Origin of the sequence: Kribbella sp. NPDC059898 (assembly GCF_042730855.1) — a bacterium.
In the GTDB taxonomy this organism is placed as follows: domain Bacteria; phylum Actinomycetota; class Actinomycetes; order Propionibacteriales; family Kribbellaceae; genus Kribbella.
In genome coordinates this window covers 200,383-223,100 of record NZ_JBHWKR010000010.1, presented here as the reverse complement: position 1 = coordinate 223,100, position 22,718 = coordinate 200,383, and the positions used below count along the sequence as shown (strand labels likewise).

Below are 22,718 nucleotides of genomic sequence, written 5' to 3'. Positions count from 1 at the left end.
ATAAAGATAACGGATCGCGGGGCGTACCCGGCCGCCCACCGGTCGTGAACCATGAACATCAGTCGCAACCTCGCCGTCACTACCCCACTTGATCGTTCCATCGGCGACAGTAGACCACCGCGGGGACAGCGTGGTGGAGGTGAGCGCTCACACGGTCAGGGCAAGCGTTACGAGGGCTACGGGGAGGGCCAGTTCGACGGTTGCGCCGAGTACGTCGCCGGTGGTCCCGCCGAGCTTCTTGGTCGCCTGGCGGCCAGTGAGAAAGCTGGTGGCGACGGCGAGGAGTACGGCGGCTGCGGCGCCGGTCAACTGCCCGATGCTCGTGGTGTGGAGCCAGGTGAGGGCGATGGTTGCTGCGAGGGTGAGAGCTGTTACGAGGGTCGCGGTGGTGGGGCGGACGGTGGCCGCGACGACGGTGCCGAGGCCGTCGGGGCGGGCGGCCGGGATCGACGTACGGCAGGACCAGGGGAGGGTCAGGCGGCTCGCGACGGTGGCGATCAGGACCGCCTGCCAGCCGAAGCCCGCCTGGACGCACGCCGTCAGCGCGGCGACGTCGAGCAGCAGTACGCCGACGATCGCGACCACGCCGAACGGGCCGATGTCGCTCTGCTTCATGATCCGCAACATCGTCTCGCGATCCCGCCGCGACCCGAGCGCGTCCGCGAAGTCCGCCAGCCCATCCAGATGCAACCCACCGGACAACCCGGCCACCACCAGCACCCCGACCACCGCCGCCAACATCCCCGCCCCCGGCGGCACGAGCTGCACCAACGCAACCACCCCAGCCGCAACCCCACCCACCACCACACCAACCCCAGGCGCCAACCCCATCGCCCACCCACCCACCACCCGATCCACCCGCCCCGGAACCCCGGCGGGAAGAACGGTCAAGGTCCCGAACGAAAGCCGCAGCCCATCGCTCAAAGTACTCATGTGAGCGGCATTGTGCGGCCGGCGATGGTCCAGAGGACTTGGTCGGAGGCTAGGGAGATGGTGGTGTTGAGGCGGCCCATCAGGTCGCGGAAGAGGCGGGTGGCGGGGTCGGCGGGGACTATGCCGGAGCCCACGTCGTTGCTGACAGCAACTACGCGGCGCGGGGTCGACGACCAGGCGCCGGCGAGGCGGGCCATCTGTTGTTCGACGAGGTCCGCACGGCCGAGGCTGTCCCAGACCTGCAGCGCGTCCATCGTGCGGGAGAGCCACAGCGTCAGGCAGTCGATCAGCAACGGTGGGCCCGGGGTTTCGAGCAGCGGCACGAGGTCGATCGTCTCCGCGAGCCCCCACGACGCGGGCCGCCGTGACCGGTGCTTCGCCACCCGTTCGGCCCACTCGGCGCTCCCGGCGTCGTTGCCGCCGGTGGCGACGTACACGACGTCCGGTACGTCGGCCAGCAGCCGCTCGGCCGCGACCGACTTGCCCGACCGCGCCCCTCCGAGTACCAACGTCCGATCAGCCATCCGTCCTCCCCGGTTCGAAAACCACCGGCGTCTCGAACGCCGCCTTGCGGGCCGTCCGCCGGAACGCGTTCAGGATCGGCCGCCCGAGGACGAGCACCAGCACCGCGCACAGGATCCCGCGCGGAATGTCCCACCCGAGCGACGTCGCCACCACGAACAGGAAGTAGCGGTGCAGGTTCTCGGCCAGCGCGTCACCCGGGACGAACGAGAAGTCGCTCCCGAACGTCGCGTACGGCCAGAACCACAGGTTCATGATGATCCCGTACAGCACCCCGGACACCAGCGAGTACGCCGCGAGCAGCAGCAGTTCGAGCCGCCCGCCGAGCCGCGGCAGCAACCCGGCCAGGCACCCGACCCACGCGCACGCGAACATCTGGAACGGCATCCACGGCCCGACCCCGCCGCTGATCAGCGCCCCGCCCAGCAACGACACCGCGCCCAGCACGAACCCGAACCCGGCGCCGAACGCCCGCCCGGCCAGCACCAGCAGGAAGAACCCGGGCTCGAGCCCCGCCGTACCAGGGCCGAGCGCCCGCAGCGCCGCGCCGACCGCCGCGAGCATGCCGACCAGCGAGATCACCTTGGCGTCGATCCCCGACTCGGACAGCTCCGCGAGGACGACGGCCACCAGCAACGGCAGCAGCAACACGAACAGCCACGGGGCGTCCGTGGTGTGACCGATCGCCGACGCACCCGCCTGCGCGGTCCGGAAGAACAGCGGCCAGGCGAACGCCAGTACGCCGACAAGTGAGGCGACCAGCAACGCGACCGTACTGCGCGGCTTCAGCCGGATCAGGTTCATGAGGCTCGATCCAGCGCGTCAGCGACCTCGCCGACGGTCAGGAACGGCAACGGTGCAAGGATCTTCGCGACCTGCGGCGCGAACGCCGGCGACCCCGCGATCACCTCGGCCGTCGGGCCGTCGCTGACCAGCTCACCCTCGGCCAGCACCATCACCCGGGTCGCGACCTCGGCCACCATCTCCACGTCGTGCGTCGACAGCACGACCGCATGCCCAGCCGCCGCCAGCTCGCGCAGGATTGCCACCAGCCGCCGCTTGGCCCCGTAATCGAGTCCACGCGTCGGCTCGTCCAGCAACAGCAGCGGCGGAGCACCGCACAGTACGACGGCCAGCGCCAAGCACAGCCGTTGTCCCTCGGACAGGTCACGTGGGTGCACGTCCAACGCCACATCCGGCGCCAGCCGCTCCAGCAACGCCCGGCAGCTACCTGCACGCACCTTGAAGTCCGAGTCCGCGCTGGCGCACTCGTCCGCGACCGTGGCGGCGTACAGCAGGTCAGCCGGCTCCTGCGGGACCAGGCCGACCGCCTTGACCAGTTGCTTCGGCTTGGTACGTCGTGGGTCCGTCCCGGCGGCAACCGCCGTACCGGAGCGGGCTGGGACGATGCCTACGAGCGCGTTGAGCAGTGTGGATTTGCCTGCGCCGTTGCGGCCCATCAACGCGACAACCTCGCCGGCCCTGACGCTGACGGAGACGCCACGCAGTGCGGTGACGGCGCCGTAGCCCACCACGAGGTCCTTGCAGTGGGCAAGCTCCGCCCCCAACGGTCCCGCAGTACGCGACGGGGGAGAGACGAGGTGGGACCGCAGGGTGGCTGCGGCGCGGCGTGCGTCTCGTACGGACAGGGGGAGCGGTGACCAACCAGCCAGCCGGCCTAGCTCCACCACGGGTGGTGCAACGGGTGCGGTCACCATGCGCTCCGCGGGCAGTCCGGTAGACACTGCAGCAGCCCCACCCGGTACTTCGATCACACGGTCGGCGTACTGGATCACGCGCTCCAGCCGGTGCTCGGCCATCACCACGGTGACGCCCAGGTCGTGGACGAGCCGTTGGAGCGCAGCCAGCACCTCCTCGGCAGCCTGCGGGTCCAGTGCCGACGTGGGCTCGTCCAGCACCAGTACGGCGGGATGCGACGTCAGGGCCGCACCGATAGCGGTCCGTTGCCGCTGGCCGCCCGACAACGACGTGAGCGCCCGGTCCCGTACGTCGGCCAGCCCCAGCAGGTCGAGCGTCTCCTCGACCCGGCGGCGCATCACGTCCGGCGGAACGCCCAGCGACTCCATGCTGTACACGAGCTCGTCCTCGACCGTGTCGGTGACGAACCCGGCCATCGGGTCCTGCCCGACCATCCCGACCACGTCCGCGAGGTCCCGCGGCCGGTACTCGCGAGTGTCCCGCCCGGACACCAGCACGCGCCCGGCGAGCGTGCCGCCGGTGAAGTGCGGCACCAGCCCGTTGATTGCCCGCAGCAACGTGGACTTGCCGGAGCCGGTCCGCCCGATCACCAACGCCAGCTCGCCCTCCGGCACCGTGAAGCTCACGTCCCGCAAGGCCGGCTCACGCGCACCGTCGTACGTCACGCTCACCCGGTCGAACTCGATCATGCGGCGCCCTTCTTCAACGGTGGCGCTGCGAGTGCGGGCACCAGCCCGATCAGTACGCCGACAACCGGCAGCACGGGTACCGGTGGGACCACCAACGGCCCTGCCAGCAGCAGGCCGTCCACACCACGTACCGCTGCGGTCACCATGGCACCGGCGGCGACGGCACCGGCCGCCACCACCAGCCACTCGGGCAATGCCCACGGATCCGGCCGGTACCGCGTCCTACTGACCCGCTGGCGTCCTACGGCCATGGCTGCGACCGCCAGGAGTACGCCGACCACCAGCGCGCCTGCTGCGAGTGGAAACGCCATGGAGTCGGTCAGCAACGCGTAGACACCAAGCAGGATCCCAAGCAGACCCAACAGCACACACAACGCTGTGAGGCGACGCTGACCACGAGAAGCCTGCGCCGTACGGCCGTACCCGCGGGAGTCCATCGCCGCCGCCAGCTCCACAGAACGGTCCAGTGCGCCCTCCAGGACCGGCATGGCCGTCGTACGGAAGGAAGCACGCGTACGGCCGCGCAGCCGGCGGGCACCGCGGATACGGCGGCCGTCCGTCACCAACTGTGGTGCGAAAGTCAGCGCCACGACACAGGCGACGCCCATCTCGTACAGGGCTCCTGGCAACGACTTCAGCAACCGCCGTGGGCTGGCCAGTGCGTTGGCCGCGCCCACGCAGCACAGCATCACGGCCAGTTGCCCACCGTCGTACAGCGCGGTGATGAGTGCCTCGGCCGTCACCTGACCGCCGAGCTTGACCCCGGCAGCCCACTCCGGCAACGGGACCTGCGGGAGTGTGAACAGCACCGTGTTGCCCTGGGAGCGGGTCGACAGCAACGCCTGCAGGACCACGCGGATCGCAATCACCAACAGCCCCAGCTTGAGGAACGCCGTGAAGCTGTGTGCCCACGGCGCATCGCTGCGACGCGCAGCCACGACAAAACCGGTGACCGCGAGGATAAGAACCAGCAGGACCGGGTTACGCGTCCTGCTGGCAGCTACCGCCATGCAGAGCGCCCACAACCACCAGGCCCCCGGGTGGAGTGCCCGGGGGAGTGTGAGGTGGTGGACGGCGCGCATCTACTTCGCTGCGGTACGCCGACGGTTGATGAGCAACCCGCCACCGGCCAGGAGCACGACCACGACGATCGCGATGATGATGCCCGTCCACGGCGTACCGCTGCTGCTGTCCGAGGCCGGCGAGGCCGGGGCGGCGGTCGAGCCGACGGCGGACTTGAGCTCCAGCGTCACCGGGGTGTCGGTGGCCGGGACCTTGATGTTCTTCACCTGGTCGCCGCAGCCCTTCGCCGGGTACCCGTTGATCCCGCAGGTCAGGCCCTTCTCGATCCGTTCGGGCCCGGTCGCGGCCAGGATCTGCGCACCGGTCGAGGCCGTGGCGGTCACCACGCACGTCCCGGTGGCCTGGCCGGGGGTCTCACCGGAGACTGCGTCCTCGGGCGTACCCGGGTCGACGACCAGGGCCACGCGCTTCTTGCCGCTTTCGGTCGGGGTCTTGCCGCAGATCGCGGCGAAGTCGCCTGCGGCTCGCGGCACGCGGGGCTTGGCGCCGCCGACGGCGAACCGCCAGCCCTCGACCGCCCCGTCGGCGGGAACGGTGGCGTCGGCGCCCTTCTGTGAGAAGGCCCACTGGCCTGCTGTCCACTGGTAATAGCCCCAGAACCGGTAGCCGTCCTCGGCTCGGGCGCTGGTGGCAACGGTCCCAGCCAGCAGGAGACCCGCCAGCAGGCTGAGGACCAGTCGGAGGGTCCGGCGATGTGCAGTCATGGTGATTCCTCGGTCGGGCCGCAGCCCGGTGGAGGAGGTCCCGCCTGCACCGGCAGGGTAGGGGCTCCACCCGCGGACCACGGCGGGTAGTCGAGCCTGACCGCCTGCGTCACAGTGTTCCGGCTTGCCACCAGGTCCGGTGGCCTACGGTTGCGGGTCAGCGCCGGACTTGGACCGGCTTCCCTGTGACGCAGGCGTGTGGTTCGTGCGAATCCTACTCTGCTGCTATTCGGCGGACGAGAGGCTCATCGGGCCGTACACCTCGCGGCCGTCCTCCAGCAGGAACACCTGCCCGACGCCGCGGTCGGCCAGGTCCCGCCAGGTCTCGCCCAGCCAGCTCTCGGCGTCGCCCTGGGCCGAGAACTCCGCGCCGCCGACCTCACCCGGGTCGACCAGCGCGCCGGTCGCGGTCTCGAACCGCCAGCTCCAGCTCATGAGTTCGGCCGCTTCTGCGGGGCGTTCTGCGCGGTCTTCGCCGGATCCTTCTCGACGATGTGGCCGAGCACCTCGTCGATCCGCTTCAGCAGGCCATCGTCGAGCGTCACGCCGGAGGCCTTGACGTTCTCGGTGACCTGCTCGGGCCGGGAGGCGCCGATGATCGCGGAGGCGACGTTCGGGTTCTGCAGCACCCAGGCGATCGCCAGCTGGGACAGCGACAGGTCGACCTCGGCCGCCAGCGGCTTCAGCTCCTGAACCCTGGTCAGTACGTCGTCGGTGAGGAACCGCTTGATGAAGTTCGACCCGTTCGCGTCGGTGGCCCGGGAGCCCTCCGGCGGCTGCTGGCCGGGCAGGTACTTGCCGGTCAGCACGCCCTGCGCGATCGGCGAGAAGACCACCTGGCTGATACCGAGCTCCTCGGACGCCGGCACTACCTCGCCCTCGATGACTCGCCACAGCATGCTGTACTGCGGCTGGTTCGAGACGAACGGGAGGCGCAGCTCGCGGGCCAGCCGGTGGCCCTCCTGGAGCTGCTCCGCGGTCCACTCCGAGACCCCGATGTACAGCGCCTTGCCCTGCCGGACGACGTCGGCGAACGCCTCCATCGTCTCCTCGAGCGGCGTCTCGGTGTCGTACCGGTGCGCCTGGTAGAGGTCGACATAGTCGGTGCCGAGCCGTTTCAGCGAGCCGTTGATCGACTCGTGGATGTGCTTGCGGGACAGGCCGGTGTCGTTCGGGCCCATCGGACCGGTCGGCCAGTACACCTTGGTGAAGATCTCCAGCGACTCGCGGCGCTCGCCGGCCAGCGCCTCGCCGAGCACCGACTCGGCCTTGGTGTTGGCGTAGGTGTCGGCGGTGTCGAACGTCGTGATGCCGGCCTCCAGGGCGGCCCGGACGCAGGCCTTGGCCTGCTCGTTCTCCACCTGTGAGCCGTGCGTCAGCCAGTTGCCGTACGAGATCTCGCTGACCTTGAGACCACTGTTGCCCAGATAGCGGAAGTCCATACCCAGACCCTACTTGCCGCGGCTCAGGACGGCTTCTCGCCGCGCTTCACCATCGGCTTGGGCAGCCGCCAGCGGCGCATCTGCATGGTCCGCCGCACGGCGTAGAAGCCGATCCCCTTGAGGGGCTCCTTCGGGAACTTGATCCTGATCTGCTTCTTCAGCCCCGCCGTCAGCAGGAACCAGTCGGCGGCGATCAGCAGGATCATGAACAGGAACAGCAGGTTCACCAGCCCGGCCAGCCACGGGAACTGCGGCGAGAACACCACGCCGACCAGCGACACCACCAGCAGGATCGGCAGCGCGAACTCCATCACCGAGTACCGGGCGTCGACGTAGTCCCGGGCGAACCGCCGGACCGGGCCCTTGTCGGCGGCCGGCAGGTACCGGTCGTCGCCGGTCTGCATGGCCTGCTGCATCTTGGCCCGCTCGGTGCGCATCTTCTCCCGCCGGATGGAGGAGGCCTCCTTGCGGTTGCGCGGCTTCTTGAACGACGCCTTCCGGGCCGCCTCCGCGTCCTTGCGGCTCGGCGTCGGCCGCCCCTTGCCGCCCGGCTTGCCCTGGGGCGCGGCGGGTACGGTGGTAGCTGTCTCAGACTTGGTACGACGGAACACGGGGTCAGAACCTCATTCGCAGGGCAGGTCGCGACTCGGGGTGGTCCCCGGACCTCACGACTACTTTATCCGGGCCGGTCCTGATGGTCTGGTGACCCATAGGGACATAGGGTGGACGATACGCACGCCGGGTCGTCAGGCCGGCACAGAAGGGGTACGGATATCGATGAGCATCTTCAGGCGGATGTCGACGATCTTCAAGGCCAAGGCGAACTCCGCCCTGGACAAGGCCGAGGATCCTCGCGAAACCCTTGACTACTCGTATCAGAAGCAGCTGGAGCTGCTGCAGAAGGTACGCCGCGGCGTGGCCGACGTGGCCACCAGCCGCAAGCGGGTGGAGTTGCAGGCCTCCCAGTTGCAGTCGCAGTCGTCGAAGCTCCAGGAGCAGGCACAGAAGGCGCTCTCGATGGGCCGCGAGGACCTGGCCCGGGAGGCCCTGACCCGCAAGTCCGGGCTGCAGGGTCAGATCGACGACCTGCAGACCCAGCACGCGCAGTTGCAGGGTGAGGAGGAGAAGCTCACGCTCGCCTCCCAGCGGCTGCAGGCCAAGGTCGAGTCGTTCCGGACCCGCAAGGAGACCATCAAGGCCACCTACACCGCGGCCGAGGCGCAGACCCGGATCAACGAGGCGTTCTCCGGCATCTCCGAGGAGATGAGCGACGTCGGCCTGGCGGTGCAGCGGGCCGAGGACAAGACCCAGCAGATGCAGGCCCGCGCCGGTGCGATCGACGAACTGCTCGCCTCCGGCGCGCTGGACGACGCCAGCGGCAGCAGCAAGGACAGCATCAGCCTGGAGCTGGACCGGATGTCGTCCGGCTCCGACGTGGAGAACGAGCTGGCCGCGATGAAGGCCCAGCTCTCCGGCGGCGGCGCGCCGAAGGAGATCTCCGGTGAGGGTCAGCAGGCCGCCCAGCCAGTGCAGCAGCCGGCCGCCGAGCCGGCGCGACCTCAGGACGGAGATGTTCGGTGATCGTTCGCATCATGGGTGAAGGTCAGTGGCGACTGGCCGACGAGAAGCTGGACGCGCTCAACGCGGTCGACGGCGACCTGGAGAAGGCCGTGTCGTCCGGGGACGAGGCGGCGTACCAGACCGCTTTCGCGGCCCTGCTGGACTTCGTCCGCTCCGGTGAGAAGGTGCCGGACGACGAGCTGCACGACTCCGACGCGATCCTGCCGCCGTCGGACAGTTCGCTCGCCGAGATGCGCGAGCTGATCAGCGGCGACGGCCTGATCGCCGGCTGAGACCCTTCGAGGCCGGCGCCCCGACCCGGCGAACTGGTCACTTGAAGTAGTCGTTTGAGACCTCCGGGAACCCGAAACAGGGTTCCCGGAGGTCTTTGCTTTACGGAACCTGGGAGTCGGATTGCTCGCCGGTAAACACTCGCGTCCGATGCTGTTTTCCGCCGCGACCTCGTAGTACTCTCTGGTTCACGCCGTTGTGGGGGCGGCGTTGGACGAAGTCCGTGACGGGGTGTGGGTTGGTCACGGGGTTCGGTTTTTCACCTGTGGGGGGTGACTGTGCGTGACTGAATTTGTCATGTCCGAGGGGTTGGCCGATCCGGCTGACTTACGGCCGGCGCCGTCGGGGGAACGACGTCGGCCGGTCTGGGTGGTTCCGGACGAAGGACCGGCGGTGGTGCCGCGCGCGGCACGGTTCACCGAGGCGCGCTGGGTCGCGAAGTACCGGTGGGCAGCGCTCGCCGGCGACCTGGTAGCCGCGCTGTTCGGTGTCTCGCTGGCGCTTGTCGTCCGGTTCGGGGCCCAGATCGACTTCGGCTACATCGTGCTCGGAGCCGCGTTGCCGGTCGCGTGGCTGGTCTGCGTCGCGCTGGAGCGGGGTTATGAGACCCGCTACTTCGGCACCGGACCGGAGGAGTTCCGGTCGATCATCCGGGCCGCCGTCGCGCTGACCGCGGTGGTCGCCGTGACGTCGTACGCGACCAAGAGCCAGGTGGCTCGCGGGTTCGTCGTACTGGCCGTGCCGATGACGTGTCTGGCGGCGATGTTCGCCCGCTGGGTGCTGCACCGGCAGATCTCGAAGCGCCGGATCGCCGGCCGCTGCATGCGCCGGGTACTCGTTGTCGGGCGCAACGACCAGGTGACCACGCTGCACCGGCACCTGGAGGAGCGGAAGACCGACGGGTACGTCGTGGTGGCGAGCTGCCTGCCGCGCGGCGACCTGCCGGACGAGCCCGGTCCGGAACGCCTGGGCCATGCCGAGATGGACATCCTGAAGGCCGTCGACGAGTGGGACGTCGAGGTGGTCGCGGTGGCCGCCGACCCGGAGCTCACCGGGCACTCGCTGCGGAAGTTGTCCTGGGCACTGGAACGGCGCGGCGTCGAGCTGATCGTGTCGCCGGGCATCGTCGAGGTGGCCGGTCCGCGGATCTCGATCCGGCCGGTCGCCGGGCTGTCGCTGCTGCACCTCGAGCGGCCGTCGGTGAGCGGCGGGCCGCACGTGCTGAAGAACATCTTCGACCGGGTGGTCGGCTGCCTGCTGATGCTGGCCCTGCTGCCGCTCCTGCTGGTGACGGCGGTCCTGGTGAAGGTCACCAGCCGCGGTCCGGTGCTGTTCCGGCAGACCCGGGTCGGCCGCGGCGGCGAGCAGTTCCGGATGCTGAAGTTCCGCACGATGGTGGCCGACGCCGAGGAACGCAAGGCCGAGCTGCAGGTGCTGAACGAGGGCAACGGGATCCTGTTCAAGCTCCGCGACGATCCTCGGGTGACGAGGATCGGGCGCTATCTGCGGAGGTTCTCGGTCGACGAGCTGCCGCAGCTGGTGAACGTGCTCCGCGGCGACATGTCGCTGGTCGGCCCGCGTCCGCCGCTGCCCGCCGAGGTGGCGCAGTACCAGCTCGACGACGCGCGCCGGATGCTTGTGAAGCCGGGCCTGACCGGCCTCTGGCAGGTCAGCGGCCGCAGCGACCTGACCTGGGAAGAGTCCATGCGGCTCGACCTGCGGTACGCCGACAACTGGTCGATCGCGCTGGATCTGCTGATCCTGTGGAAGACCGCCCGCGCCGTTCTGGGGAGTGACGGTGCTTACTAGGGACTTCGATCAGGCCACGGTGGTCGAGGCCGCGGCCGGGGACCAGGGTGCCTGGAGCCGGCTGGTCGACCACTACGCGCGGCTCGTCTGGGCCGTGACCCGCAGCTTCCGGCTGACCGACAGCGACGCCGCCGACGTGTCGCAGATGGTCTGGCTGCGGTTGCTCGAACACATCGATCGCGTCGACCCGGCCCGGGTCGGCGCCTGGCTGGTCGTCACCACGCGCCGGGAATGCCTGCGGGTACTGGCGTTCCGCAAGCGCGTGCTGCTGACCTACGAGTCGACGGCGTTCGAGGGGGTGGCCGGCGACCAGCCCGAACCGGACGCCGGCCTGCTCGCGGGCGAGCGCGCCGACGACGTACGGCGGGCACTGGAAAGCCTGCCGGACCGGTGGCAGCAGTTGCTCGGCATGCTGATGGCCGACCCGCCGGCGCCGTACGCCGAGATCTCCGCGACGATCGGGATCCCGATCGGCAGCATCGGCCCGATCCGCGGCCGGTGCCTGGACAAGCTCCGGCTGCTGCTTGCCTCCTGAGGCAGCAGACCCGGTCCGGACCGCTACACGGTCAGAGCATGACCCAGGCGGTCCGGACCGGCCTTTGGGTACCGGCGGGCCACCGCAGCAGGAAACTGACCAGCCGGGTGGCCTCGTCGCCGCAGGCTTCCACCACGATCGGCCCGGCGGGTAATACCCGCAGCTCCACGCCCAGCTCGGTCCGTTCGACGTCGAGCGTGACGCCGTACCCGGCGAACCGCAGCCGCCGTACGCCCTCGCTTCCGGGCGCGTCGATGAGGCTGTCGAAGACCAGGTCGAGGACGTCGACGTCACGGTCGCGGCGGCTGAAGGCGGCGTACCCGATGCAGCGGAGCAGTGCGATCTGCTCGCCGGCGGCCCGCTCCGTCATGGTCATCGCTCCCCGAGGACCTTGACCACGCTGTCCTGGTCCTGCCCGTACGGCGCTCCCTGCCAAGCGGCCCAGTTCACCCGGTTGCCCTGCTCGTGGACGATGAAGTTCCACGGGCCGGCGTAGGTGTTGTTGAAGAACCGGTTGCCCTGGTGGTAGGTGATCGCGTCCTGCACGGTGGACTTCTGGTACGGCGACCAGGTGGGATACGTGCCCCAGTTGGAGAACAGGCCGTTGAAGCCGCAGCCGCTGCTGAAGCCGCAGGTGGGCGAGACCTTGTCGGGGGTCAGGGTGAACACGTTGTCGTGCACTCGCACGTTCTGGGTCTTCCAGCGGCAGTCGCCCAGGTACGGCTGGTTGCGGATGGTGGCGGCGGTGCAGGTCTTCGCGGTCACGACGGACGGGTTCACCAGGGTGCCCACGCCGGTGCTGGTGTTGGCGGCCGAGCCGGCGAACCGGTCGGCGTTCTCCCAGAGGATCACCCCGGCCCAGTTGTCGGTGAACACGTTCCCGCTGATCTCGAACGTCTGGTTGAAGACGCCGGTGACGCGCGCGTCGCTGCCGGACTCGGAGATGTACAGCGCCGGGGTCGGGAATCCGTGGTTCTGTGGGCCTTTGCCGAGCCCGTTGCGGACGAACGTGTTCCCGCGGATCCCGGCGTTGTAGCTGGTCTCGTAGACGATGCCCTCGGCCAGGTTGCCGGACAGGTAGTTGCCCTCGATCACGAATCCTGTGTTGTTGGTGTCCGCCCACAGACCGACGCTGTGGTTGTCGTGCACCCAGTTGGCACGCACCACGGCTCCGGTCACCTCCCAGAACTTCCCGCCGCCGCTGCACCCGCAGCCGCCCTTCAGCTTCTCCCAATCGTCGGTGTTGTTGCCGGTGATCTCGTTGCCCTGGACGGTGATGCCGGCGACCTTGTCCGCGCTGTAGGCGTTGAAGCCGTACTGCCCGTTGTCCTGCAGGCAGTTGCCGCGGACAACATTGTGGTCGCCGATCATCACCCCGGCGCCGGCGTTGTCCTGAATCGTGTTCGCGAGCACGTTCCAGCGCCCGCCGGAGTCGTGGTTGACCACGCCCTCGTCGTTGTTGGTCCTGGCCGGGCCGAAGTTCTGGATGGTCAGGTTCTTCACCGTGACACCGGTGGCGAAGCCGGTGAACGCGTAGCGGTTCAGCCTGCCGCCGTCCAGGATGGCGCCAGGCGCACCGACGTACGTGTTCTTGTCCTTCGGGATCACCTGGGAGTAGGGGCTGTTGCCGAGCTTGTGGATGCCGGGCGTGAGCCAGAAGGTGGTCCCGGCCGGGTGGCTGGTGGTCAGTTGGTTGAGGTTGTCGGTGGTGCTGACCACGACCGCGCCCGCGGGGGCGATGGCGGGTCCGGCGAGGGCCTTCTGGTTCGCGCAGATCCTGGCCGGCGGTGTTGCCGGCGCGGCCGGGGCAGGCGTCATGACGGCACGGGTCGGCGAGACGACGGGCGTGGCCTGACGGCCGGCGTGCGGCCGGTACCCGGCGAGGTCCGCGGTGACCAGGGCGGCGACGGTCAGGGCGGCGAATCCGGCGAGTACCTGGGGGCGGCGGTACCAGGCGGTGCGTCCGGGGGACGAGGCGTTCGCTTCGGGGGGCATGGGGTCCTCGGCTCAGCGGTGTGCGGTGGCCGGGTGGTCCACCGCGAAGCGGTAGATGTCGAGCAGTTGCTGGAGGTTCCGGTCGAGCCGGTGATCGGTCTCGTACGTCGTCCGCGCCCGCCGGCCGAGACCGGCGTACCGCTCGGGGTCGGCGTCGACGTCGCGCAGCAGGGCGGCGAGCGCGTCCGGGCGGCCGGGAGCGAAGAGCGCACCGTCGACGCCGTCGGTGATCAGGTCGGGGAACGACCCGTGCGCGGTGGCCAGCGGCGGTACGCCGACGGCCATCGCCTCGACCACCACCAGCCCGAACGTCTCCTCCCACTCCGACGGCAGGACGACGGCGCGGCACTCGCTGATCAGCTTGAACACGTCGGGCTTGCTCATCAGGCCACGCAGCTCGACCGACGGGCGATCGGCCGCCCAGGCGGTGACCTCGTCGAGCATCGGCCCGCCGCCCGCGATCACCAGGCGGAGCGCGTTGTCGCCCGCGGTCGCGCGGTACGCGTCCCAGCCCTTCATCAGCAGCGGCGCGCCCTTGGCCGCGTCCAACCGGCCGACGTACGCCACCTGGCGCTCGGCCCGGCGCGCGAGCGGGCCGTCGTACGGCACGAGGTTGTGTTTGACGAACGTCCGCTGCGGATCGAAGTCCATCCCGGCCATCAACCGGCGCTGCGACTCGGAGATGAAGATGTAGGCGGACACCAGGCGCTGCCAGCCGCTGCGATGGCCGCGGGTGTTCAGCACGGTGGTCGCGGTCGCCAGCGCCGACCCGCGGTAGCAGCGGTGCAGTACGCCGCTCATCGGGTTGCCGCCGGCACAGTCGTGGCAGACCTTGCCATCGCGGACGAAGTCACCGCTGGCACAGAGCAGCTTGTAGTTGTGCAGCGTGATCACCACGGGTACGCCGGCCTGCCGGCAGGCGTACAGCACCGACGGGCTGAGCAACGGGAACGTGTTGTGGATGTGCACCACGTCCGGCGGATGCCGGATCAGCTCGCGGGCCAGATCGTGCCGACTGGCGCGACTCCAGACGACCCGGGCCGGCAGTGCCGCCTTCTTCAGCGCCGACCAGTCCTCGATGTCGTCGCTCTGCCGCTCGAAGTGCCGGACCCGGTGCCCGGCCGCGGTGAGTGCCGCGCTCTCCTGGTCGACGACCTGGTTCTCGCCGCTCGGTGCGGTCGACCGGTACCTGTTGTGCACGATCAGGATCTTCATCGCGGTCCTTCGCGGGTGGAGGTGGAGTACACCAAGGACGCGGCGAGCGTCAGGTCCAGCAGGTACGGCGAGGCTTCGCTGAGCCCGCTCTCGGTGAACGAGGCGACGACGCAGTAGGCGACCAGGAACAGGGCGAGCGCGCGCTGCGGACCCTGCGGCCGGAACAGGGCCGCGGTCAGTACGAACAGCACCAGCATGACGGTGAGGGCACAGCCGAGCAGGCCGACGTCGTAGTACGTCCCGAGCCAGTTGCTGTCGATCGGCAGGCCGTTGAAGGACTTGTTGGACAGGCCGAAGCCGAACAGGATCTCCAACGTCGAGCGTGGCTGAGCCAGGATCGCCTCCCAGACGGCCTTCCGTCCGGTCAGCGCTCCCAGTTCCGCGGTGTCCTGGCCGCGGGCCAGCCAGGTGGTCACGACCGAGCCGACGGTGAGGGCACCGAGCGTGAACACGACCAGACCGATCGCGAACGACCTACGGACCCGGGAGCGCGCGGTGAACAGGCTGAGTCCGGCGATCAGAACGCCGGCGAGCATGGCGACCAAGGCTGTCCGGGTATGGGTCAGCAGCAGGACCGGGACGCAGATCAGCACGCTCGTGAGGGCCACCCCGCGGCGGAGCAGGCCGGACATCCACAGCACGATCGTGAGGCCGATCGCGACCGCGGAGTAGTGCCCGACCTGGGTCGGCGGGATCGGCCAGAGCGTGCCGCCGAGACGGCCCTCGGTCAGCGCCAGGCCGGGCGCCGCCAGCAGACCGAGGACGACCGAGCCGACGATTGCCCACAACACCATCAGATGCGTGCGGACCAGCAACAGGTCGCGCCGCGTCCACCACGGTGTCAGCAGCCACAGCACGAAGGCGAACGTGAACAGCCGCCCGGCGCGGAACAGTGCGCCGAACAGGAACTCGGCATGGACGCTGGACAGCAACGCTTCCGCGGCCAGGGTCATGAGCAGTACGACGTAGACGCTCGGACGGACCCGCACCGGCCGGTTCACGGTCAGCACCATCACCAGCGCGCCGACGAGGGCCCCCTGCGCGATCAGCTTGCCGAGGGACCCCGGGATCGGCAGCAGGTGCGGTGCGCCCGGGAAGAACGTCATCACGTTCAGCACCATCAGCGCCCAGGTCAGCTGGACCCGGCGGCGCCGCCGTACCTCGGGGGCGACGACCCGCCGCGTCGGCCGGACCGGGGGTGCGTTGCGGGCCCGGGTGTCCGGGATCGTCATCGGCCGAACATCTCGAGGTCGACCGCACGGTTCCGGCCGCCCTCTGCCTCGGCGACGCCGACGCTCTCGTCGGTACGGTCCGGGCGGAGCACGATCGCGGTGTCCACGTCGAGGCCCGCCAGCCGCAGCATCTCGCCGGTCGCCTGGACCGCGGTCGCGGTCGAGCGCCCGGCCGTCACCACGACGGCGGCGTGTGCGGCCCAGGTACCGAGGTGGTCCGCGCCGAGCTCGGGCGTGAGCTGGGCCAGCGTCAGTACGACGTCCGCGACCTCCCAGGACGCGTCGAGCGCGACGTTCTCGGAGCCACCCGGACGGGTCGTCTCGCTCAGCCGCAGGTATGCACCCTCGGTCGGCCCGGCGACCGGGTCTGCCAAGTGTACGTCGATCCGCCGGCCGGGCTCGCTGAACCGGGACTCGTGCGTCCCCGGCGTCCGGACGCCGAGCATCCGACCGAGCCTGCCCGCGCGGGTCAGATCGGCGACCAGGACCTGCTTGCCTTCCCCGGCCAGCGACACCGCGAGCGAGGCCACCGCGAGGGCACAGGTGTAGTCGTCGTCGACGGCGACGACCGCGAGTGCCGGGGTCGGACGTTCACCCCAGAAGAGCCGCTTGTCGAGGTGCTGGACGATCAGCTGGTTCTCCGGGGCGCGTCGCTGGTTGTCCCGCAGCAGCGCGGGCCTCGGCAGCAGCCGCCAGCGGGGCGGCCGCGGTGTGCTCAGCCGGACCCGAGTCCCGAGCGCGTGCGAGATGTCCTGCCGCTTCCACAGCCGGTCCGAGATCAGCGCGCGGACGATGACGAAGCCGATGCCGAGGAACAGCCCGGCGAGCATTCCGGTGCCGGCGTTGATCACGAGCGTCTTCTTGAACGAGGCCTTGACCGGCGCGGCCGCGTCGAGAACCCGGCTGCTGTTCATCTTGGCCGCCTGCGTCTGCTGGTCGAGCAGCTGCTGCCGGACGTACTGCACCTGGTCCCGTGCGGCGCCGAGCCGGACACCCTCCGGACTGTTCGGATGCTTCAGCTCGTTCGGGTCGTCGCCGGCGGCCTGAACGGCCTGCTGGGCGAGCGCGAGCTCGTTCTGGGCCGCCGTCAGGTCGCGCGTCAGCGGCGCGTCCTGCAGGGCGATCTGCTGCTTGCGGTAGATCAGGAACACCTGGGCGACCGCGGTCGCCAGCTTGGTCGAGTCGGCCTGGGTCTTGCCGGCCGCGGTGATCTGCATGATCCGGTCGGTGGTCGGGAGGACCGTGTAGTCCTTGAGCAGCTTGTCCGGTGTCGTCGGCAGTTTGAGCAGGTCGATGACCCGTTGGGCAACCGTGTTCGTGGTGGCGAGACTGACGTCGGTGGCCATCGCCTTGGTGCCGTCCTCGCCGTCGCGGTGGGTCAGCAGCAGCCGGCTCTGCGAGGTGATCGGCGCCGGCAGCACGGCCAGCGAGGCGAGCCCGCCGGCCAGGCCGACGAGTCCGAGCACCAACCAGATCCGCAGGTGCCGGCGGAGTGCGTCACGGATGAACCGGAAGGTGACGAGCGCGTCCGGTGGGAACGACGCGGACCGCTCGTTGTCGAACAGGTCGTCGTCGTCCGCCCACAGCGGTTCGCGGACGGTGGGCTCGTTGTACGGCTGGTTGCTCATCGGGTCCTCCGTGCCGTCCCGCTGAGCAGGGTGGGCAGTCGCGAGCCCGCCCGCCGGGCCGCGGCCGAGACCCGGCCGATGGTGCGGTCGGTCGGATCGGGATCGGTGACGACGATGCCGTCGATGGTGCGGTCCTGGGCCGCGGCGGCGACGGCGAGCCGGGCGAGCTGTTCGGCGGTCACGAAGCCGGCCGACAGCGCGACGATCGTGCTCGCGGTGTGCTCGGCCTCGGCCAGGTGCGGTGTCTCCCGTTCGACCACCACGAGGTGGATGGTGAGTGCCTGGTCGGCCTCCGGTTCCTGGTGGCCGTCGATCACGATCGCGGCGGGGATACCGATCGAGTTCGCCAGCGCCGCGAGCTGCGGGCCGAGCGGGAGCGCCTTGTCGTCGCCCGCGAAGGACAGCACGGTCAGCGTTCCCGGCGTACCGTCCCGTACGTCCAGGGCGAGATGGTGCAGGGTCTTGCGCAGACTCCAGGCCTCCACCGCGGTCGGCTGGTAATGCTCGAGCAGGTAGGCCCAGTCCGACCGGTCGGTCGCACGGTACGACGAGACCGAGGCGAGCACCGGCAGGCCGACCGCGTCCGCGATCTCGTCGCGCAGCCGGAGCCGCCGGTCGCCGCGGACCATGGCCAGGACACCGATCGCACCGATCACGGCACCGCCCAGTGCGCCCAGCAGGCCGAGGACGCCCAGGTGCACGAAAACGTTGCCGCCGTGTGCGGTCGTGGCCTGCTCCAGCACCCGGGCGCCGGTCTTCTTCCCCAGGTCGCCCGGCAGTTGCTGGTTGGTCGTGATGAACACCAGGTAGACCTCGGCGACCGCGTTCGCCAGCCGCATCGCCTGCTGTGGCGTCGTTCCTTGGGCGTCGATCTGGACGACGTCGGTGGTGACGGCAGTGACCTTGACCCGGTCTCGGACGGTTTCGGTCGGCAGCGGGGGCGTCAGGTTCTGACCGGCGCTCTTCAGCACCGGTTCGCTGCCCGCGATGTAGACCTGGGTCTCGATGCTCTGCGTGCCGGGCTGGGTGGCGGTCGCGGCCGGATCGTTCGCCGCGGGCGGCGGCAGCACGACCAGGGACGTGGCGGTGTTCAGGGCCGGTACGGCGAACCCGTAGGCGATCCCGCCGAGCAGGCCGACGACTGCGGCGGCCGCCACGATCAGGCGGTGCCTGCGGATTGCCCGCCACGACTTCCTCACGTCGAGCTGCTGTGCGCTCACGGTCCCCTCCAGCCGAAACGCCGAACTGTGTCCGGTAATAGAGGGCCAACAGCGCGACGCTGATACAGCACGCGGTCAGAACCGCACGGTGGTGATCGCGGGTGAGCCGGCGGTGAGGGTGCCTTCGCCGATCAACGTTGTGGAAGGAACCTTCAGGCCGAACCGCGGTGAGTACCAACCCAGCAACGGATCGTCGCTGCCGCGATAGGCCGTCCACTCGAGGGCTTCGGGCAGCTCGACGGTCGCTGTACCGGTCGGCCATCGCAGGTGGCCGGTTTCCAGGTCGACGTCCACCTCGGGGCCCAGGTGCCAGGCGATCCGTATGTCGGCGGTCGCGTCCAGGTGGTCCTCGACGCGGAGCACGCCGTTGTCCAGGGTCGTCGTACGCCGATGGGTCACGGGGGCGTAGCCGTCGTGTTCGGCGTCCCAGGTGGTGGGGGAGCGGTGCAGGACCCTGCCGGTTGCCCCACGCAACCACAGGAACGGGCCGCCCCAGACGGACTGCTCCGCGCCGGCTACTTCGAGGGTGTTGTGGGCGATGGTGGAGCGGAAGTAGTTCCGCCAGTCTTCTTCGCCGTGGTAGCAGTACGTCCCGGGGTCGGCCAGGACGTCTACGCCGTCGGCACGTACCTCTAGTGAGAGCGCGTCGGAGTGCGCGTGCGCGGCGATGGAGAGATAGCCGTGCGGGCCGGCGTCTGCGCGGCACCAGATGTTGTTGCTGCGCAGGATAGTCAGGCCGGCGTCGCTGAAGTGGCCCGGGCGTTCGGCGGGGCGGTCCGGTTGCTGGCCGTTCACCAGGGCGCCGACGAGGACTGAGGTCGCAGTACTGGGGGTTTCTGGCCACCAGGGCGTTCGGCCGACCACGGCTGCGCCTAGGGAGAGGTACGCCGACCACGTGCTCGCGTCTGGTGGGTCCAGGGTCAAGACCATGCCCTCGTCGTCGTCGCCTTGCCGTGGTGGGCGTAGGCGGTTGTCGACGATTGCTGCGGCTGCGTCGAGGGTTCGGGTCAGTAGGGCCCAGGTTTCTTGGCTCAGCGGGTGGCCGGCGGTGTCTGCTTCCAGGGCGGCGTACAGGCCGAGTTCTGAGACGAAGCGGTGGTAGTCGGTGGCCAGCTCGCGGTTGAGGCCGGATGGGAACGTGTTGGCGTCGAGCTGCTTTTCCAGCAGGGCTGCGGCGTTTGCGCGCCAGCGGTCGCTCTTGGTGAACCACGGGAACGCACAGGCGCCTACTAGTTGTCCTGCTGCTTCAGCGATCACATGGTTGTTGGCCGAGGAGCCGTGGCTCTGGAACGCGGCCAGGTAGCGCTGGTGCCAGTACAGCTGCTGTAGCGCGAGTTCGTTGTGCTCGAACAGGTCTGTGACGTCCGGCCAGTCGTTGAGCAAGCGTCTGATCCACGTCCAGCTGACGAGGCGCAGGCCGATCTCGATACCGCTCGCCCAGTGCACTCCGGACAGGAACGGGTTCGTGCGCCACCAGTCGTTCAGGTGGTCGGCTACGCGGTCGGCGTACCGGTCGTCGTGGGTCAGGTACCACGCGGCGGCCAACTGGGTGAGGTGATGGTGGCGGGACAGCTCCCACACCTGCTTGATGTTGCCGACGACCTGCTCGTTGCGGTGGTTCAGTTTGAACACGTACTGCGTCGGGTCCGAACGGCGGCCTGTTACCGGGTCGCGGAACCAGTCAGGTGCCTTGAGGTCGGTACGGTCGACACCTAGTACCTCCAGGTTGCCCGCCAGGATCGCGTCGGCCTGCTGGATCACTGCCTTGCGGGCGTCTTCCGGTACGGCGCACGCGGTGTGCGGCGGGAGCGTCGTACTGAAGGTTCTTTCGCGTCGGAGGGGCACGTGCAGGTTTCCGTGCTGCCCGGGCCGGACCTGTTGGTAGGCCCAGGCAGTACGGCGTCCGGCATCGCTGGTGCGCTGGATGAGTTCGGTGGGGGACATCCTGCGCAGGCGGCGGACGTACCAGCCCAAGGGCTGGCGGCTCACACGGTCTCCGGTTTGCCGGAAGTCAGGCTGCGGTCCACTGCGATGGTGGCGCGGGTGGTGGCGATCAGTTGGTCGAAGGGGATCGGCATCGGCGCGCCTGTGCGTACGGCGGCGATGAAGCGGTCGAGCTCGTTGCGCTGGCCCTTGTCGGTGGCGCGGGTCTTGCGGGTCGTGGGCTTGCGGCCCGCCCAGACCGAGGCGCGCTGGAAGTTGTCGAAGCGCGCGTTGCGGCCGCCGCCGGTGATGTCGATCGTCTCCTTCGGGAAGCGCGCGTTGCCGCCGCCGACGTACGTGATCGTGCCGACGGAGCCGTTCGCGAACCGGAGCGTGACGAGGACGTCGCCGGCCTCCGGGCCTGGTACGGCGTACACCTCGGTCGGGAGGCTGTCGAGCCACCAGGTCAGCGTGTCGATGAAGTGCCCGCCCTCGCCGGCGAACCTCGTACCCTCCTTGCCGGCGTCGAGGTACCAGCTGGTGGAGTCGAGCTTGCCGGCGTTCACGAGGTAGCGGACGGACGTGTTGCCTGGTGCGCCGAAGCGGTTCTTCAGGTCGGTCAGCAGCGGCGCGAACCGGCGGTTGAACCCGACCATCAGCCGGTCGTTGCCGGTGGCATCCACGGTCGCGACGATCCGGTCCAGCTCGTCGTCGTTCAACGCCAGCGGCTTCTCGACGAAGACGGCCTTCCCGGTCTCCAACGCCCGGCAGGCGAGGTCGGCATGCGAACTGTGCCGCGTCACCACGAACACCGCATCCAAACTCTCGTCGCCCAGCACCTCGTCGGCGTCGGTCGACACCTGCTCGAACCCGAACCGCCGCTGAGCATTCGCCGCCGACAAGGACTTGTTGGTAGCCACCCGCCCGAGCACGGCCCGCTCATCCTTCTGCAGATGCGGCAACAACATGCTCGACGCATAATTCCCCGCCCCCACAAACCCCACCCGCACCACGCCGCCGGAAACCGGTCGCCCGGCCGACTCACGCCGTACGGTTTCGAAGGCTGGGACCTCAGACGCTGCTTCCTTTGGGTATTCGAAGAGGAAGCCGACGCCTGGGTAGGTGCCGGTGCTGAGTTTTTGGTAGACGTCGGTGGCGTCGGTGATGGGGAACGTGTTGGCGATCAGGGCGCCGACGTCGAGCTGTTCGCGGGCGATCAGGTCGACGAAGCATTCGAGGTTGCGGCGTTCGGTCCAGCGGACGTAGCCGGCGGGGTAGTCGATGCCCTCCAGCTCGTACCGGTCGTCGTACCGGCCCGGTCCGTACGACCGGGAGAACCGGACGTCCAGCTCCTTGTCGTAGTACGCGTTCCACGGCAGGTCCAGCTTCGTCTTGCCGATGTCCACCACCCGCGCGCGGTCCCGCGCCAACCGGGCCGCGGTCTCCACCGGCCCGTTCGAGTGCCCGCCCGCGGCCAGCAGGATACGGTCCGCCCCGAGCCCGTTGGATGCCTGGAGCAACGACCGTTCGAGCGCGGCGACCCCGGCCTCGTCCGGACCCGCGCAGTACAGCGCGCCCGCCTTCTCCGCCATTCGGCACCGGTCCGCGACCGTGTCGATCCCGAACACCCGCACGCCGGCGGCAACCAGCAACCGCACCACCAGCTGCCCGACCAAGCCGAGCCCGATCACCACCGCCGTGTCGCCCAGCTGTACCTCGGCCTGCCGCACCCCCTGCATGGCGATCGCACCGACAGTGGAGAACGCCGCCTGCTCAGCCGGCACCCCGTCCGGCACCGGCACGCACAGATTCACCGGCACCCAGTTGTACTCCGCATGCAACGCGAACTCGTTCCCCGCCGCGGCGACCAGCTGCCCGACGCTGAACTCCTCCGCCCCCGCACCGACCTCGACGACGACACCGCACAGCGAGTACCCGAGCGGCGTGTACGAGTCGAGCTTGTTCATCACCTTCTTGTACGTGCTCGTCAAACCCTGCTGCGCCACCGTGTCCAGGACCTTGCGCACCTGATCCGGCCGCGCCTTCGCCTTGCCGACCAGCGACAGCTTCGCCTCGCCGACCTTCATCAGCTCGGTACCGGTCGAGATCAGCGAGTACAGCGAACGGATCAGCACGCCACCGGGTGCACAGGTGGGCGGAGGCACGTCCAGGACAACCAGCTCACCGGACTTGTAGTTCTGTGCAACCTGCTTCATGT

21 protein-coding genes and 1 riboswitch are annotated in these 22,718 nt (G+C 69.5%); of the genes, 4 read left to right on the top strand and 17 right to left on the bottom strand.

The window, feature by feature from the left end; translation table 11 throughout:
• Window positions 1–147: 147 nt before the first annotated feature.
• From ACFV9C_RS28965 to ACFV9C_RS28925, 9 genes are all read right to left on the bottom strand, one after another.
• Window positions 148–933 (bottom strand): adenosylcobinamide-GDP ribazoletransferase, encoded by a 786-nt coding sequence (locus ACFV9C_RS28965; protein ID WP_380198618.1) that lies wholly within the window; start codon window positions 931–933, stop codon window positions 148–150.
• On the bottom strand, window positions 930–1,457 hold the full coding sequence (locus ACFV9C_RS28960) for a bifunctional adenosylcobinamide kinase/adenosylcobinamide-phosphate guanylyltransferase (protein WP_380198617.1): 528 nt from the start codon (window positions 1,455–1,457) through the stop codon (window positions 930–932). The genes ACFV9C_RS28965 and ACFV9C_RS28960 overlap by 4 nt, the downstream gene beginning before the upstream one ends.
• Window positions 1,450–2,259 carry an ECF transporter S component gene (locus ACFV9C_RS28955; protein ID WP_380198615.1) on the bottom strand — a complete coding sequence of 270 codons (810 nt, stop codon included), beginning with the start codon at window positions 2,257–2,259 and terminating at the stop codon, window positions 1,450–1,452. The genes ACFV9C_RS28960 and ACFV9C_RS28955 overlap by 8 nt, the downstream gene beginning before the upstream one ends.
• Window positions 2,256–3,863, bottom strand: a complete 1,608-nt coding sequence (locus ACFV9C_RS28950) for an ABC transporter ATP-binding protein (protein ID WP_380198613.1) — start codon at window positions 3,861–3,863, stop codon at window positions 2,256–2,258. Before ACFV9C_RS28950 ends, ACFV9C_RS28955 begins: the two co-directional genes overlap by 4 nt.
• Complete coding sequence (locus ACFV9C_RS28945; protein ID WP_380198612.1) at window positions 3,860–4,945, bottom strand: energy-coupling factor transporter transmembrane component T; 1,086 nt, start codon at window positions 4,943–4,945, stop codon at window positions 3,860–3,862. The genes ACFV9C_RS28950 and ACFV9C_RS28945 overlap by 4 nt, the downstream gene beginning before the upstream one ends.
• Entirely contained in the window at window positions 4,946–5,650 is a 705-nt protein-coding gene (locus ACFV9C_RS28940) for an SCO2322 family protein (protein WP_380198611.1), read from the bottom strand.
• 114 nt (window positions 5,651–5,764) lie between these two features.
• Window positions 5,765–5,833: riboswitch (cobalamin riboswitch) on the bottom strand.
• A 42-nt stretch (window positions 5,834–5,875) separates the two neighbouring features.
• Complete coding sequence (locus ACFV9C_RS28935; protein WP_380198609.1) at window positions 5,876–6,085, bottom strand: hypothetical protein; 210 nt, start codon at window positions 6,083–6,085, stop codon at window positions 5,876–5,878.
• Complete coding sequence (locus ACFV9C_RS28930) at window positions 6,082–7,092, bottom strand: aldo/keto reductase family protein (protein WP_380198607.1); 1,011 nt, start codon at window positions 7,090–7,092, stop codon at window positions 6,082–6,084. Before ACFV9C_RS28930 ends, ACFV9C_RS28935 begins: the two co-directional genes overlap by 4 nt.
• Before the next feature lie 23 nt (window positions 7,093–7,115).
• Window positions 7,116–7,703, bottom strand: coding sequence for a DUF3043 domain-containing protein (locus tag ACFV9C_RS28925; protein WP_380198605.1), 588 nt, complete (start codon window positions 7,701–7,703; stop codon window positions 7,116–7,118).
• 166 nt (window positions 7,704–7,869) lie between these two features.
• On the opposite strand from ACFV9C_RS28925, the gene ACFV9C_RS28920 reads away from it, so the two are divergent.
• The 4 genes from ACFV9C_RS28920 to ACFV9C_RS28905 all read left to right on the top strand — a co-directional run bounded on the left by ACFV9C_RS28920 (window position 7,870) and on the right by ACFV9C_RS28905 (window position 11,287).
• On the top strand, window positions 7,870–8,673 hold the full coding sequence (locus ACFV9C_RS28920; protein ID WP_380198603.1) for a PspA/IM30 family protein: 804 nt from the start codon (window positions 7,870–7,872) through the stop codon (window positions 8,671–8,673).
• Window positions 8,670–8,945: a hypothetical protein gene (locus ACFV9C_RS28915; RefSeq protein WP_344201623.1), complete on the top strand. Its 276-nt coding sequence runs from the start codon at window positions 8,670–8,672 to the stop codon at window positions 8,943–8,945. The genes ACFV9C_RS28920 and ACFV9C_RS28915 overlap by 4 nt, the downstream gene beginning before the upstream one ends.
• A 280-nt stretch (window positions 8,946–9,225) precedes the next feature.
• Complete coding sequence (locus ACFV9C_RS28910) at window positions 9,226–10,752, top strand: sugar transferase (RefSeq protein WP_380198601.1); 1,527 nt, start codon at window positions 9,226–9,228, stop codon at window positions 10,750–10,752.
• Window positions 10,742–11,287, top strand: a complete 546-nt coding sequence (locus ACFV9C_RS28905; RefSeq protein ID WP_380198599.1) for an RNA polymerase sigma factor — start codon at window positions 10,742–10,744, stop codon at window positions 11,285–11,287. Before ACFV9C_RS28910 ends, ACFV9C_RS28905 begins: the two co-directional genes overlap by 11 nt.
• 31 nt (window positions 11,288–11,318) lie before the next feature.
• Here ACFV9C_RS28905 and ACFV9C_RS28900 read toward each other — a convergent pair whose 3' ends face one another.
• From ACFV9C_RS28900 to ACFV9C_RS28865, 8 genes are all read right to left on the bottom strand, one after another.
• Window positions 11,319–11,663 carry a hypothetical protein gene (locus tag ACFV9C_RS28900; protein ID WP_380198597.1) on the bottom strand — a complete coding sequence of 115 codons (345 nt, stop codon included), beginning with the start codon at window positions 11,661–11,663 and terminating at the stop codon, window positions 11,319–11,321.
• Window positions 11,660–13,282: a right-handed parallel beta-helix repeat-containing protein gene (locus ACFV9C_RS28895; RefSeq protein WP_380198595.1), complete on the bottom strand. Its 1,623-nt coding sequence runs from the start codon at window positions 13,280–13,282 to the stop codon at window positions 11,660–11,662. The genes ACFV9C_RS28900 and ACFV9C_RS28895 overlap by 4 nt, the downstream gene beginning before the upstream one ends.
• A 12-nt stretch (window positions 13,283–13,294) precedes the next feature.
• Window positions 13,295–14,497 (bottom strand): glycosyltransferase, encoded by a 1,203-nt coding sequence (locus ACFV9C_RS28890; RefSeq protein ID WP_380198593.1) that lies wholly within the window; start codon window positions 14,495–14,497, stop codon window positions 13,295–13,297.
• Window positions 14,494–15,729, bottom strand: a complete 1,236-nt coding sequence (locus ACFV9C_RS28885; RefSeq protein WP_380198591.1) for an O-antigen ligase family protein — start codon at window positions 15,727–15,729, stop codon at window positions 14,494–14,496. Before ACFV9C_RS28885 ends, ACFV9C_RS28890 begins: the two co-directional genes overlap by 4 nt.
• Complete coding sequence (locus ACFV9C_RS28880) at window positions 15,726–17,357, bottom strand: hypothetical protein (protein WP_380198589.1); 1,632 nt, start codon at window positions 17,355–17,357, stop codon at window positions 15,726–15,728. The genes ACFV9C_RS28885 and ACFV9C_RS28880 overlap by 4 nt, the downstream gene beginning before the upstream one ends.
• On the bottom strand, window positions 17,354–18,577 hold the full coding sequence (locus ACFV9C_RS28875) for a Wzz/FepE/Etk N-terminal domain-containing protein (protein ID WP_380198587.1): 1,224 nt from the start codon (window positions 18,575–18,577) through the stop codon (window positions 17,354–17,356). Before ACFV9C_RS28875 ends, ACFV9C_RS28880 begins: the two co-directional genes overlap by 4 nt.
• 75 nt (window positions 18,578–18,652) lie before the next feature.
• Entirely contained in the window at window positions 18,653–20,566 is a 1,914-nt protein-coding gene (locus ACFV9C_RS28870; RefSeq protein ID WP_380198585.1) for an alginate lyase family protein, read from the bottom strand.
• Window positions 20,563–22,716 carry a bi-domain-containing oxidoreductase gene (locus tag ACFV9C_RS28865; protein WP_380198582.1) on the bottom strand — a complete coding sequence of 718 codons (2,154 nt, stop codon included), beginning with the start codon at window positions 22,714–22,716 and terminating at the stop codon, window positions 20,563–20,565. Before ACFV9C_RS28865 ends, ACFV9C_RS28870 begins: the two co-directional genes overlap by 4 nt.
• Window positions 22,717–22,718 lie beyond the last annotated feature (2 nt).

Bases quoted from the DNA above. Each gene is read 5' to 3' on its own strand.
- ACFV9C_RS28965 (WP_380198618.1), bottom strand. From the start codon at position 933: ATGAGTACTTTGAGCGATGGGCTGCGGCTTTCGTTCGGGACCTTGACC.
- ACFV9C_RS28960 (WP_380198617.1), bottom strand. From the start codon at position 1,457: ATGGCTGATCGGACGTTGGTACTCGGAGGGGCGCGGTCGGGCAAGTCG.
- ACFV9C_RS28955 (WP_380198615.1), bottom strand. From the start codon at position 2,259: ATGAACCTGATCCGGCTGAAGCCGCGCAGTACGGTCGCGTTGCTGGTC.
- ACFV9C_RS28950 (WP_380198613.1), bottom strand. From the start codon at position 3,863: ATGATCGAGTTCGACCGGGTGAGCGTGACGTACGACGGTGCGCGTGAG.
- ACFV9C_RS28945 (WP_380198612.1), bottom strand. From the start codon at position 4,945: ATGCGCGCCGTCCACCACCTCACACTCCCCCGGGCACTCCACCCGGGG.
- ACFV9C_RS28940 (WP_380198611.1), bottom strand. From the start codon at position 5,650: ATGACTGCACATCGCCGGACCCTCCGACTGGTCCTCAGCCTGCTGGCG.
- ACFV9C_RS28935 (WP_380198609.1), bottom strand. From the start codon at position 6,085: ATGAGCTGGAGCTGGCGGTTCGAGACCGCGACCGGCGCGCTGGTCGAC.
- ACFV9C_RS28930 (WP_380198607.1), bottom strand. From the start codon at position 7,092: ATGGACTTCCGCTATCTGGGCAACAGTGGTCTCAAGGTCAGCGAGATC.
- ACFV9C_RS28920 (WP_380198603.1), top strand. From the start codon at position 7,870: ATGAGCATCTTCAGGCGGATGTCGACGATCTTCAAGGCCAAGGCGAAC.
- ACFV9C_RS28900 (WP_380198597.1), bottom strand. From the start codon at position 11,663: ATGACCATGACGGAGCGGGCCGCCGGCGAGCAGATCGCACTGCTCCGC.
- ACFV9C_RS28895 (WP_380198595.1), bottom strand. From the start codon at position 13,282: ATGCCCCCCGAAGCGAACGCCTCGTCCCCCGGACGCACCGCCTGGTAC.
- ACFV9C_RS28890 (WP_380198593.1), bottom strand. From the start codon at position 14,497: ATGAAGATCCTGATCGTGCACAACAGGTACCGGTCGACCGCACCGAGC.
- ACFV9C_RS28885 (WP_380198591.1), bottom strand. From the start codon at position 15,729: ATGACGATCCCGGACACCCGGGCCCGCAACGCACCCCCGGTCCGGCCG.
- ACFV9C_RS28880 (WP_380198589.1), bottom strand. From the start codon at position 17,357: ATGAGCAACCAGCCGTACAACGAGCCCACCGTCCGCGAACCGCTGTGG.
- ACFV9C_RS28865 (WP_380198582.1), bottom strand. From the start codon at position 22,716: ATGAAGCAGGTTGCACAGAACTACAAGTCCGGTGAGCTGGTTGTCCTG.